Source organism: Acidobacteriota bacterium (assembly GCA_021161905.1).
GTDB lineage: Bacteria > Acidobacteriota > B3-B38 > Guanabaribacteriales > JAGGZT01 > JAGGZT01.
This window is the reverse complement of the sequence record JAGGZT010000041.1, coordinates 21965-35008: the sequence shown is the minus strand read 5'-3', so window position 1 is coordinate 35008 and position 13044 is coordinate 21965. Positions and strand designations below refer to the sequence as shown.

Genomic DNA, 13044 nt, shown 5'->3' with positions numbered 1-13044 from the left:
TTAAGGAGGAAGAAAGTGAGGAGAAACAAACTTGAGAAACCCCTATCCTTCGCCATCATAACTCTCCTTATCGCACTTACCTTCCCTTCCTGCAAAAACAAGCCGATTGAGCTCTCGAAGACGGAGATGCTTCTTGGAACCTTCGTTGAGATAAAGGTGATTACCGAAGATAGGAAAAGAGGGGAAGAGGCGATTGAGGAGGCTTTCTCCCGAATGAAGGAGATAGAAAAAAGGATGAGCAACTTTCTTGCCGACTCCGAACTCTCAAGGCTGAACAGGAAAGCGGGTAAGGAAGAGGTAGAGGTAAGCGAGGAATTAGCCTCGGTTATTGTACAGGGGCTCTCTATCTCGAAAAAGACTGAGGGGGCGTTCGATATAACCGTCTCCCCATTAATCACGCTCTGGGGGTTCTACCGTCATCGAGGAAACCTTCCACAACAGGAGGAACTCGGTGCCACCCTGAAGAGGGTCGGCTGGAAGAAGGTAACCTATAATCCGAAAAGACGAACCATACGCTTCAAGGAACAGGGGATGGCGATAGACCTCGGGGGAATCGCCAAAGGTTATGCAGTGGATGAGGCGGTCTCTACCTTAAAAAAATGGGGGATCACCCGCGCCCTGGTTAATGCCGGTGGTGATATTTACGCTTTAGGAGGGGGAAAAAACGGAAAAACTTGGCTCATCGGGATCGCTGATCCGAGGGAAAAGGGCAAGATAATTGGGACCATCAGGGTAAGGGATAGAGCGGTGGTCACCTCGGGAAGCTACGAGAACTACTTCGAGATCGGGGGGAAGCGATATTGCCATATCATCGACCCAAGAACGGGATATCCCGTATCCGGGATGGCTTCAGTCACCATTATCGCAAAGAACGCCACCATCGCCGATGCCTTAGCCACCGGAATTTTTGTCCTTAGAAAAAAAAGGGGGCTTTCCCTCATCGAGCAGATTCCAGATGTCGAAGGGATAATAATAACCGATAAGGGAAAAATCTATTTTTCTTCAGGGATGAGATGGTTCCACCCCTCCCTTTTCCCGCCAGGGGTGATATCGGTTGCCGAGGAACGGGGAAATAGATAAAATCGATTCGAGAACAAAATGAAAAAAGACCCGCTTTATTATACCAAAGAGATACTTGAGCAGAGGGAAGAGGAGCTACTCGCCCCCTATGCGATGAAGAGCGCCAGAGCGAAAAGGCGCTACCCGGAGGAGGTGGAGGGAAGAAAGTTCGATTACCGCACCTCCTTCCAGCACGATCGGGATAGAATCATCCACTCCCGCGCCTTCAGGAGGTTGAAGCACAAAACCCAGGTGTTTGTCCCCTATGGGGGTGATCACCATCGCACTCGTCTTACCCATACCATCGAGGTGAGCCAGATAGCGAGGACCCTGGCGAGGAGCCTAAGACTGAACGAGGATTTAACAGAAGCAATAGCGTTAGCCCACGATCTCGGGCAGCCTCCGTTCGGGAAAGCAGGGGAGATAATCCTCTCCGCGGTTATGGGAGGGAAAGAGACACTCGGTGTCATTTACAAGGAGAGCCTCAAAAAAGCAGGAGGGTTCAAACACAACTATCAAAGTCTGAGGGTGGTCGATATCCTCGAAAGGCGCTACCACCATCCGGGGCTCAATCTAACCGATGCGGTGAGGGAGGGCATATTGAAACATACCCCCTTGGAGTCAGGGATAATCTACCCCGATCTATATGAAGGGGGGCTAAATCTGGGAATGCCTTCCTTCTTTGAAGCACAAGCGGTAGCCATCGCTGACGAAGTCGCCCAAAAGATCCATGACCTTGAGGATGGGATGAGAGCAGGAATAGTCGAGCTCGCCAGGGTGGAGGAACTCGCTATCAGCCGGGAGGTGATCGGAAGGGTAAAGGGGGCATACCGCAACACCCCCTCCAGATTTTTAAGGGAGAATGTCCTCATAAGGGGAATGATCCATCTCCTGGTGACCGACATTATCTGCGCCTCAGGAAAGAGGATAGACGAATGGTGCGAACGAGAAGGAGTGAGAACGAGCGAAGATTTCTATCAGAAGAGGGAGAAAGTGAAAGAGGAAACGGTGGAGTTCTCCCCCAGAGTGAAGAAGCTCTTTGGCGAACTTTCCTCTTTTGTATCCCGGGAGATAATAAACTCCCTTACCGTGAGCCGGGCGGATTACCGGGCAAAAAATGTGATAGCCTCCCTTTTTGCCACTTATTATAAAAATCCGCTCCTCCTCGAGGATTATGTGCTTCTTCGAATGAAGGAGGAGGGGGGCGTTATCTTCATCCGTGATCTCCCAAGGGATAAACTTACCCGGGAGATCAAAAAATACCAGAGGGATGTTAGGTTCATTCGACTCCTCGCGGACCACATCGCGGGGATGTCGGATGAGTATGCCCTCAAGGAGTATGAACGATTAACCACTTCAGCATCGGGAAGAAACCTTTTCTGAAAGGAGGGAAGATGAAGATAGTAATTGGTGCCGATCACGCCGGCTTCCGGTTGAAGGAGTATATAAAAAGCTTTCTTCTCGAGTTGGGGAATGAGGTCATCGATATGGGAACCAACTCCGAGGAGCGGGTCGACTATCCGGTCTTCGGGGAGAGGGTTGCTCGAGCGGTTGCCGAGGGGAAAGCGGACCTTGGGATCCTCATTTGCGGCTCGGGCATCGGGATGTCTATGGTAGCGAACAAGGTACCTGGTGTCCGTGCTGCCCTCTGTCACGAACCATTTTCCGCCCGCCTTTCCCGAGAACACAACAACGCCAACATCCTCTGTATGGGGGGTAGGATAATCGGAAGGGAGATGGCAGAAGAGATCGTCCGTGTCTTCCTTGCTACCGAATTTGCCGGAGGAAGGCACGAAAAAAGGATCAACCTGATGCATCAATTGGAAGGAAAATAAGGGGGTGAAGATGTTAAAAAACCTATTTACTGTAGACCCTGAGGTGGCTAAAGCCCTTCACAACGAGGTCATTCGCCAGGCCACCACCATTGAGCTGATCGCCTCGGAAAACTTCGCAAGCGAAGCAGTGCTTGAGGCTCTGGGTTCTGTATTCACCAATAAGTACGCTGAGGGCTATCCTGGGAGGCGCTACTATGGGGGCTGTGAAAACTACGACATCGTGGAATCGCTTGCCATCGAACGAGCGAAGAAACTCTTTAAAGCGGAACATGCCAATGTACAGCCCCATTCCGGAACCCAGGCAAATATGGCAGTTTACTTCACCGTCCTCAAGCCGGGGGATACATTCCTCGGGATGAACCTCACCCATGGAGGGCACCTCTCCCACGGACATCCGCTCAACTTCTCCGGGTTTATGTACAATGTGGTCGCCTACGGGGTGGATCCGAGAACTGAGGAGATAGATTACGACCAAATGGAGGACCTGGCGAAGAAGCATAAGCCGAAGATAATTGAGGTGGGGGCAAGCGCCTATCCTCGGATAATCGATTTCAAACGGGTACGGGAGATAGCGGATAAAGTAGGGGCATTAGTTATGGCGGATATTGCCCATATCGCGGGGTTGGTGGTAGCGGGAGAGCATCCAAGCCCGGTGCCTTACGCCCATTTTGTCACCACTACCACCCATAAAACGCTCAGGGGACCGCGTGGGGGGATGATTCTCTGCCAAGAGGAGTTCGCCAGTGAGCTCGATAAAAAGGTCTTTCCCGGAATACAAGGAGGACCGTTGATGAACATCATCGCAGCGAAGGCGGTCTGCTTTAAGGAGGCGGAGAGCGAAGAGTTCCGGGAGTACCAGCGGCAGATAGTAAAAAACGCCAGGGCACTTGCTGCACGGATGATGAAGAACGGCTTCCGCCTGGTGTCCGGGGGAACGGACAACCATATGATGCTGGTCGATGTCTTCGAACGAGGTATTACGGGTAAAGAGGCACAGAATGCCCTGGAAAAGGCGGGGATCACGGTGAACAAGAATACCATCCCCTTCGATAAGAACAAGCCGTTCATCGCCTCAGGGATAAGGTTAGGTACCCCGGCAGTCACCACCCGAGGAATGAAGGAGAAAGAGATGGAGCTTATCGCCGATCTAATCACCGAAGTCCTTAAAGACCCGAAGAACGAGCGGAAGATAGCTGAAGTAAGGGAGGAGGTGAAATCGCTCTGCGCCCGTTTCCCCCTCTACGAGCTTCGGATAAAGGGCTGTGATGGGGTGAAGCGCTGTTTCCAGCTCAGCTGAGGAAGAGGAGATGGGAAGACCCTCATGGGATGAATACTTTATGGAGATAGCCCATTTAGTGGCTACCCGGTCCACCTGTCTGAGGAGGAAGGTAGGAGCGGTGATAGTGCGCGATAAGAGGATCCTCACCACTGGCTACAACGGTCCCCCAACCGGTCTCCGTCACTGTGAGGAGGTTGGTTGCTTAAGGGAGAAACTCGGCATACCCTCGGGGCAAAACCAGGAGCTTTGTCGAGCGGTTCATGCGGAGCAAAACGCTATCATCCAGGCGGCGATAATGGGGGTGGTACTCAAGGGCGCTACTATTTACACCACCAACTTTCCCTGTGTCATCTGTGCCAAGATGCTCATAAATGCTGGCATTAAGAAGATAATCTATGCCCAAGGGTATCCCGATGAGCTATCCAGAGAAATGCTTGAGGAAGCGAAGATGGAGCTCGTCCATATGAGATATAAGGGAGAAATAAAGCTCACCGACGAAGATGAATAGAGGACGGCTCTATGTGGTGGCAACCCCGATAGGAAATCTCGAGGATATCACCTACCGGGCGATCAAGGTTCTCTCCAAGGTATCGTTCATCGCCGCCGAAGATACCAGATGGACGAAGAAACTCCTCAATCATTACCAGATAAAAGCGAGGCTCATAAGCTACCACGAACATAACGAAGAAAAACGAGCGGAGGAACTGGTAAACCTCCTCCTCAAGGGGGAAGATATCGCCCTTGTCTCCAATGCGGGAACACCGGGAATATCGGATCCGGGTTACCGCCTCGTCCGAAGGGCAGCGGAAACTGATATTGAAGTCATCCCCATTCCTGGAGCAAGTGCGGTAATCGCCGCCCTATCGGTATCCGGACTCCCTACCGACTCCTTTTTCTTCTCGGGCTTTCTCCCTCGAAAAAAGGGGAAACGAGAGCGACGGCTTAAGGAACTAAAGGACCTCGCATCAACCCTGATATTCTACGAAGCACCCCATCGGATCGAGCGGACACTCGCCGAGATGGAGGAAATACTCGGCGATAGAGAAATGGTGCTCGCCCGGGAACTCACTAAGCTTCATGAAGAGGTAATCCGGGGAAGGATTTCATCTATAAAGGAGAAACTGGCTGGGAAGAAGGTAAGAGGAGAGATAACCCTCATCATCAGAGGAGCAAAGAAGGAGGAAAATTCCTCTTCCTAAAACCTCTTGTCTTTGATATACTAAATAAAGGGGAGTAGGGGCGGAAATCAACTAACAAGGCGATTGAAATGAATAATTTGTTACTCTATGTTGCCCTTTTTGTCTTCTTTATCTTCATATTCTGGGCTTCCCGGGAACTTCTTACCACCACCAAGAAAATGGGGATAAAAAATATAAGGGATAACCAGCTTAAGAACTATGTCCTTTTCATCGTCAATTACAAAAAGGGAGAAGCGGCAGAGGCACGGGGGGACAAAGAGGAAGCGAAATCATATTATGAGCGAGCGCTATCCTTCCTCCTTCAGGATCGAAGGAAGGATGAATTATGTGAGAAGAACATTTCTGAACTCAAGAGGAAGATAGCCGAACTTAGGGGAAGTTAAATGTAGGCTCGAGTTTGCCTTCTATTTTAATATTTGATTCATCAAATTTTTTTTATCACTCAGGAAAAATGTTATTTACATTACATACTCTACAGTGGTATTATATATGATTGAAATGGTTTCCTTTACTGAAAAAGGGCAATCTTCCCGGAAGGGATGACAAATTGATTTATTTAATTGAAATTAAGCATTCTTGACAATATCTAACTTGAGAAGGAGAAGATGAAATGAGAACGAGAAGAAGGAAGAACGCCCAGTTAATTAAGACCAGAAAGAAGGTAGGGAAATTCCTCCAGCGCCGGAGGAAGGACTTGGGTCTCAATCAGGACCAGGTAGCGAAGATATTAAACTATAAGGATAAGCAGGCAATATCGAATATAGAGCGGGGGGTAGCACCTCTACCCTTTAACCGTATTAAGAAGCTCGCTAATCTCCTCAAGCTGGAGCGGAAGAGATTGGCTAAATTAGCCTGTCTTGATAAAGACCCTGACCTCTTCAAAGACATCGAGTTCGTCTATATAAAACCCCCCGAGGATGAGGAACAGATAACGGACGAAAGCAAGTTTATGATCCCGGTTATCACCCCAGCGATGTGCGCCAAATGGAAGGATTTTTCCAACCTTTCTTTTCCCCGGGAGGTAGCAGAACAATATGAGCTCGGGGAATCAAATGATCCAAACGCCTTCTACGCCCTGATGGAGGGGGAGACCGAGGCGGAAAAGATCATCCAACCGGGAGACCTTCTTTTGATCGAGCCGAATCATCCCATAGGAAACAAAGACCTGGTACTGCTGGTGACCAGTCGTGGATTCAAGGTCAGAAAATTGGTCAAAACCCCGCATGGAGATGCGCTTCAACCGCTCGATTCCGACTACGATGCCACCTGTTACGAGGAATCGAAAAACAACGCCCTGTTCTTCATCAGGGCACTCAAAAGAAAGGTGAATAAGGAGAGACTGGATTAACCAGCCCCAATAATCCGGGAAAGTTTATCCCTCACCTCAATAAAATTCTCATAGAGGGAGAAGGGAATTTTGTACTCCTCAGCATAGTGGGCAAGCTTTCCCTTGGCAAAGATAATATTGGCATAGCGGGCAGCACAGCGATCGGTGTTCCCATCTCCAATATAGACGGTGCTTATCCCTTTTTCCTTCTCTTCCCAGAGGTGGCTCGATTTGCAGTGATTGCAGGAGAAGCAATCACGCCAACCGCCATAAGGTATCACCTCCCATCTTCCATCGAGAACAGTCACCTCATTAGCGAAGAACTCGATTTCGGAAAGACCAAATTTACTTAGGATATGGTTGATTATAAATCGAAAACCGCCTGAGAGGATGGTTAGGGGTATTTCTCTTTCTCGACACCATTCCCAAAAGGAAGGGAAACCTTCGTCGATGGTGATCGCCTGATCGAGCGCAACAAGCACCTCCTCCTTACTTGCTCTAACGGTGGCGAACTCAAGCCTTAAGCCATCGATCTCATCGATCTCGCCCCGGGAAACCGCCTCCTCTATCTTCCGCCAATCTTTATCCCCAAAGGTATCGAGTATATATTGCAGAGTATCGGTTTTGGTTATCGTGCCATCGAAGTCAACGAAGATATGATAGCCCATCAGCTTCCCTCATCCATCCTCAGTATCACCTTAAGGCTATCACGCTCCTTTGCCAGAGAGAAACCTTCGATCGCCCGCTCAAAGGGCAATACCGCGGTTATCAACCGGCGGACATCGACCAATCCCCTTTTAAGGAAGCGAAGTGCCGGGGGGAAGGGACCACATCGAGAACCGATCACCGTTAGCTCCCGTACTACCAAATCGGTTACATCGAGCATCGCCTTATCAGAGGAGAAGGTGCTCTTCACCACCACTTTCCCCCGCGGTTTGGCTAAGGAACAAGCTAAGGGGAGCCCTTTGGGAGAACCGGTCGCTTCGATGACGATATCGTACTCTCCGCTCGGGGTGTCCGAGGTAACGGTGATCCCGAGATCGCGAAGGAGGGCGAGCTTTCGTTCATTTCTGCCAAATACGGTAAGCTCGGCACCGGAAAGGGCAACCACCTGGGCGATCAACTGCCCCAGCTTCCCATCGCCGAGAAGAGCCACCCGGGAGCTCGGGCGAAGGTCAACCTCCTCCATTATCTCCAAGGCAGCAGCCAAGGGCTCGGCGAAGACCGCCTCCTCATCCGAGACCTCGTCCGGTACAAGATGAAGGTTTCTTGCCGGGAGGGTGAGGTAATCCGCCATCGCTCCGGGATGATCCTTTATCCCAAGGACCTTCCTCCCTGGACAGTGTCTGGGATCACCGGAAAGGCAACAGTCACATTTACCACAGCCGATATTTATCTCACCTACCACCCTCTTCCCGATGAGATGTCCCTCCTCAGCATCCTCCACCCTGCCGACAAACTCATGACCTATTATCCCGGTAAAACCAAAATATCCCTTTGTTATCTCGATATCGGTGGTGCAAATACCAGCAGCGATAACCCGGACCAAGGCATCCCCCTTACCCCTTTCCGGGAAAGGGACCTCGGCGATCTCGAGCTTCTCGCCGTCGAACACCAACGCTCTCACTCCACTCCTCCTCTTCTCCCCAACCCTTCCTTGGGAAGGGAAAATCTTTCACCATTAGAATATTGGAGTTGATAGAGTTTGTAGTATATCCCCTTCTTCCTGAGGAGTTCCTTATGAGACCCCACCTCACGGACCCTCCCCTTGTGGATCACGATTATCCTATCCACGAAGCGAATAGTGGAGAGTCGGTGGGCGATGATGATGAGCGTTCTTTCCTTCGCTAACCTCTCTATGCCCCGCTGAATAAGGGTCTCGGTATCCGGGTCCACATTAGCGGTAGCCTCATCGAGGAGAATCACCTTGGGGTTTCTAAGCATCATTCGGGCAAAGGCGATGAGTTGACGCTCGCCAGCGGAAAGCTTCAGCCCTCGTTCCCCCACCTCTGTATCATATCCCTTAGGGAGCCTCCTGATGAACTCATCCACCCCCAAATATTGAGCGACACGGACTATCTCCTCTCGCGAAGAAGGAGAGCCAAGCCTTATATTCTCCTCCACTGTTCCCGTAAAGAGGAACACATCCTGGGTCACCACCCCCACCTCCTGACGAAGGAAGGACTGGGGAAGCTCTCTTATATCCACACCATCGAGGAGGATCCTTCCCCGGTTCACCTCGTAAAACCGGACGAGAAGGCTTATTATCGAGGTCTTCCCTGCCCCGGTGGCACCGACAAGCGCCACTTTTTCTCCCACCTGAACGGTAAAGGACACATCCTCAAGGACCCACTCTTCCGGCTTATAGGCAAACCAGACATTCTCAAAATCGACCCTCCCTGAGACGGGAAATGGAGGATGGGGCGCTGATACATCCCGAATATTAGGTTCCGTATCGAGAAGACGGAACACCCTCTCTGCCGCCGCCATCGCCTGCTGGACAATGCTATACTTTTGGCTCAAATCGCGGATGGGGAAGAAGAAACGCTGAGCATACTGAACAAAGGCGACCAGGGAGCCGAGGGTGAGCGCGTTCCTAATAACCTCTCCTCCGCCATACCAAATGATGAGGCCCACTGCGGTGGCACTTATGATCTCGACCGCGGGAAAGAAGACGGCAAAGTAGAAGATCGTCTTCAGGAAGTTGGTCCGATATTCGCGGGCAAGCTCCTGAAAACGGGCGAACCTTTCTTTCTCTCTGGTGAAAAGCTGAATGATGCTCATCCCCCCTATCGTCTCCTCAAGGAAACCGTTTATCTTCGCCGCTAACCTCCGCAAGGTGCGGAACGATCGTCTTACCTTACTCCTGAAGGTAAAAGCAGCGACGAAGAGAAGGGGAATAACGGTAAAGGTGATGAGCGCCAGCTTGAGGTTCATAAGGAGGAGGATAACGGTGATGCCGATGAGGGTGAAGAGGTCTCCCAATATGGTAACCAAGCCTGAGGTGAAGAACTCGTTGAGCTCCCGCACATCCCCCATCACCCGGGTCATCAATCTACCCACCGGATTCCCATCGAAAAACGACAAAGGGAATCGAATGAGATGGGAAAAAAGTTTCGCCCTTAGATCAAAGATTATCCGCTGACCCAAATAGGAAACGAGATAGATCTCCAAAAATTGGAAGAGGAACCCAAAAGCAAGAATGAAGGCGAAGAGAACAGCCAATCGGCTCAATCCGACGAGGTCTCCCGCCTTTATGTAGCGGTCAATGGCGATCTTGGTGAGATAAGGAGCAGCAAGTTGAAACAACGAAACAAGGAGAAGCAAAAAGATCGCCGCCACCAAATAGGGCGCATACGGCTTCACATAGCCAAGAAGCCTCTTAAGGAGCCTTATATCGTAAACCTTAGCCTCTTCGGTGTAGAATTGATGACGATGCATCAGCTCACCTCGAGCTCAGAAGCGATCAGCTCCTTCCGATAGAGTTTGGCATAAACCCCCTTCTTAGCGAGGAGCTCCTGATGCTTCCCCTTCTCCACTATCCTTCCCCCCTCGAGCACCACGATGAGGTCAGCATCCATAACCGCCGAAACCCGGTGGGTGGCGATGATGACCGTATTCAACTCCTTCTCCTGAGAAAGGCGGGAGATTATCTTCTGCTCGGTAGCAAGGTCAACACTGGAAAAGGGATCATCGAGGAGGAGGACCCTCGGCTTTATCAAAAGCGCCCGGGAAAGCGCTGTCCTCTGTCTCTGACCACCGGAAAGGGTTATCCCTCGTTCCCCCACCTCGGTATCGTACCCCCTGGGGAAGGTAGCGATATCCTCAGTAAGACCAGCAAGGAAAGCTGCCCGGACGATCTCCTCTTCGCCAGCGGTCTCGCTTCCGAAGGCGATATTCGCCCTTATCGTATCCGAGAAGAGAAAACCCTCCTGAGGGACATAGCCGATGTTACTCCGGAGGAACCGAAGGGGAAGATGTCTCACATCCACCCCGTCTATCAGCACCGCCCCTGAAGTAACATCGTAAAGTCGGGGTATCAGGGCGAGGAGGGTACTCTTCCCCGATCCTGTCCCCCCCACTATAGCCACCTTCATCCCAGGGGATATCTTAAGGTTTATATCCTCAAGGACATAGCCCCCCCCCTCTTCGTAAGCAAACGACACCCCTTTGAACTCTATTTCCCCCTTGATTTCCTCAAGGATTACAGGCGATTCTGGGTCCTTTATCGCTGGCTCCTCCCTCATTATGGTGGAGAGCCTTCCCATCGAGGCAGAACCCCGTTCAACGAGGCTTATCACCCAGCCGAGCGCCATCGAGGGCCAAAGTAGCATCATCATGTAGCCCCCGAAGGCGACGAAATCACCCAGGCTTATCCGTCCAAGGATGACCTCCCGTCCTCCGAGCCAGATGACGATCAGCATCCCCGCACCTGCACCTAGGAGAAGAAGAGGCATAAAGACACCGAGCACCTTCGCCATCCGCATATTCTTTTTGAAGAAGTCGTGGGCAAGCTCTCGAAACCCTTTAGCCTCGTGCTCCTCGAGAAGAAGTGACTTCACCAGTCTTATCCCGGCAAAGCTCTCCTGCACCTTGGCGCCCAAGGAGGCATATCCTCGTTGAACCTCCTCGTAGCTCTTATAGATCAACCTTATTAGCCGATAAATGGCGAAAGCGATCACCGGAATGGGGAAAAGGGCATAGAGGGCGAGCCTTTTTTCTATCGCAAGCATCATAGTAAGCGCCGCCACCACTACCACCGTGGTGTTGGTGAAGTTCATAATCCCGGCTCCCACCACCATCCTCACCGCTTCGATATCGTTTCCCGCCCGGGTCACCAGATCACCCGTCTTGTAGCGATGAAAGAAGGACGGAGGCTGGCGAAGAAGATGGGCGAAATAATCACATTTGAGATCGTATTCTATATACCGGGATGTCCCAATAAGGGTTCGCCGGGCTAAGAAGCTGAACACTCCCTGAACCACCGTTATCCCAACTATCGCCATCCCATAGAGCGAAAGCAGTCTCCCATTGAGCCCGGAGGATAGGCTATCCACCGCATACTTGAGCACCAAAGGGACGCTCGCCCTGAAGCCGATGCCCATAGCGACGAAGAACATACCGAGGAGGATCCTCGATTTATACCTTTTTAGATAAGGGATAAGCGGTTTAAGCCCCTTCATCGAAAAATCCTTTATCATAAATCAATTAAGAGATTAAATTCTGTCATAAGCGGGGATCAAATTCAAGGGGTTTCCCCAGATTGACAGGGAAGAAGAAAGCCGGTTACCATTTAACCGGGAGGGACACCATAGATGAAAAAGAGGGTTCTCGTCATTTTTCTAATAATTTCTCTCGTCTCTCTCCTTTCCTGCAAGAAGGGAGAGGAAAGGAGTAATGGGTTCAGGGTGATCCTGGTAACCGATGCCGCGGGCCTTGGTGATAAGGGGTTCAACGACGCTGGCTGGAGAGGGGTGGAGAGAGCGGAGAAGGAACTCGGTATAAAGGGCTCGTTCATCCAGTCCTATGAGCAGGCGGACTATATCCCAAATCTCTCCTTGGCGGCGAAGAAGGGTAAGGTGGTGGTGGCAATGGGCTACCTTATGATCGACGCGGTGAACAAGGTGGCGGATGACTTCCCGAAGACCGCCTTCATCTTCATCGATGGAAAGGTGGAAAAGCCAAATGTGGCGAGCTATGACTTCAAAAGCGAGGAGGGGGCGTTCTTAGCCGGGATCATCGCCGCCTATACCACCAGAACCGGGATCATCGGCGTGGTTCAGGGAATGGATATCCCACCGGTTGAGGCTTACGAGACCGGTTTCCGTGCCGGGGTGATTACTGGAGGGAAAAAGAGGGGGAAGAAGATAGAGGTAATCACCGTCACCGCCGGCGATTTCAACGATCCAGCCAAGGGGAAATCGCTCGCCAAGTCGCTCATCGCTAAAGGGGCGGATGTGATCTTTCAGTTGGCGGGAAACACCGGGCTCGGGGTCATCGAGGCAGTAAAGGAGGAGAAAGGGGTTTACGGTATAGGGGCAGATATAAACCAGGATGGGCTCGTCCCGGGTAGGATACTCACCTCGGTTCTCAAAAGGATAGATGTCGCGGTCTATAACGGAATAAGGGAAGCCTATGAAGGGAGGTTCCGGGGAGGACACTATTTCATCGGTCTTGCTGAGGGCGCCATCTCCCTTACCGATATGAGGTTTACCAAAGATAAGATCCCTCCTTCCGCACTTCGCTTGGTGAAACTCGCCAAGGAGAAGATAGGAAGAGGGGAACTCATCGTTCCAAGGACGAGTGAAGATCTCAAAAACTTCACCCCTCCTCGGTGGTAGAAAA

13 protein-coding genes are annotated in these 13044 nt (G+C 51.2%); 9 read left to right on the top strand and 4 right to left on the bottom strand.

Annotated elements, in window-relative coordinates; all coding sequences use genetic code 11:
* The 8 genes from J7L64_05895 to J7L64_05860 all read left to right on the top strand — a co-directional run.
* The coding region (locus tag J7L64_05895; protein MCD6451876.1) for an FAD:protein FMN transferase at positions 1–1080 on the top strand (1080 nt) is incomplete at its 5' end.
* An 18-nt stretch (positions 1081–1098) separates the two neighbouring features.
* Positions 1099–2442, top strand: a complete 1344-nt coding sequence (gene dgt / locus J7L64_05890) for a dNTP triphosphohydrolase (protein MCD6451875.1) — start codon at positions 1099–1101, stop codon at positions 2440–2442.
* Positions 2443–2453: 11 nt separating this feature from the next.
* Positions 2454–2894 carry a ribose 5-phosphate isomerase B gene (gene rpiB / locus J7L64_05885; protein MCD6451874.1) on the top strand — a complete coding sequence of 147 codons (441 nt, stop codon included), beginning with the start codon at positions 2454–2456 and terminating at the stop codon, positions 2892–2894.
* A 10-nt stretch (positions 2895–2904) separates the two neighbouring features.
* On the top strand, positions 2905–4191 hold the full coding sequence (locus tag J7L64_05880; GenBank protein MCD6451873.1) for a serine hydroxymethyltransferase: 1287 nt from the start codon (positions 2905–2907) through the stop codon (positions 4189–4191).
* A 10-nt stretch (positions 4192–4201) separates the two neighbouring features.
* Complete coding sequence (locus J7L64_05875; protein ID MCD6451872.1) at positions 4202–4681, top strand: dCMP deaminase family protein; 480 nt, start codon at positions 4202–4204, stop codon at positions 4679–4681.
* Positions 4674–5372, top strand: coding sequence for a 16S rRNA (cytidine(1402)-2'-O)-methyltransferase (rsmI, locus tag J7L64_05870; protein ID MCD6451871.1), 699 nt, complete (start codon positions 4674–4676; stop codon positions 5370–5372). Before J7L64_05875 ends, rsmI begins: the two co-directional genes overlap by 8 nt.
* A gap of 68 nt (positions 5373–5440) precedes the next feature.
* On the top strand, positions 5441–5755 hold the full coding sequence (locus J7L64_05865; protein MCD6451870.1) for a hypothetical protein: 315 nt from the start codon (positions 5441–5443) through the stop codon (positions 5753–5755).
* A 227-nt stretch (positions 5756–5982) separates the two neighbouring features.
* Positions 5983–6720: a helix-turn-helix domain-containing protein gene (locus tag J7L64_05860; GenBank protein MCD6451869.1), complete on the top strand. Its 738-nt coding sequence runs from the start codon at positions 5983–5985 to the stop codon at positions 6718–6720.
* On the opposite strand, the gene J7L64_05855 is transcribed toward J7L64_05860, so the two are convergent.
* From J7L64_05855 to J7L64_05840, 4 genes are read right to left on the bottom strand one after another with little or no spacing between them, the layout of a single operon-like run.
* Positions 6717–7367: an MtnX-like HAD-IB family phosphatase gene (locus tag J7L64_05855; GenBank protein MCD6451868.1), complete on the bottom strand. Its 651-nt coding sequence runs from the start codon at positions 7365–7367 to the stop codon at positions 6717–6719. The genes J7L64_05860 and J7L64_05855 overlap by 4 nt on opposite strands.
* Positions 7367–8326, bottom strand: a complete 960-nt coding sequence (locus J7L64_05850; GenBank protein ID MCD6451867.1) for an alcohol dehydrogenase catalytic domain-containing protein — start codon at positions 8324–8326, stop codon at positions 7367–7369. The genes J7L64_05855 and J7L64_05850 overlap by 1 nt, the downstream gene beginning before the upstream one ends.
* On the bottom strand, positions 8323–10140 hold the full coding sequence (locus J7L64_05845) for an ABC transporter ATP-binding protein (protein ID MCD6451866.1): 1818 nt from the start codon (positions 10138–10140) through the stop codon (positions 8323–8325). Before J7L64_05845 ends, J7L64_05850 begins: the two co-directional genes overlap by 4 nt.
* Entirely contained in the window at positions 10140–11882 is a 1743-nt protein-coding gene (locus J7L64_05840; GenBank protein MCD6451865.1) for an ABC transporter ATP-binding protein, read from the bottom strand. Before J7L64_05840 ends, J7L64_05845 begins: the two co-directional genes overlap by 1 nt.
* A 132-nt stretch (positions 11883–12014) precedes the next feature.
* On the opposite strand from J7L64_05840, the gene J7L64_05835 reads away from it, so the two are divergent.
* Complete coding sequence (locus J7L64_05835) at positions 12015–13040, top strand: BMP family ABC transporter substrate-binding protein (GenBank protein ID MCD6451864.1); 1026 nt, start codon at positions 12015–12017, stop codon at positions 13038–13040.
* Positions 13041–13044 lie beyond the last annotated feature (4 nt).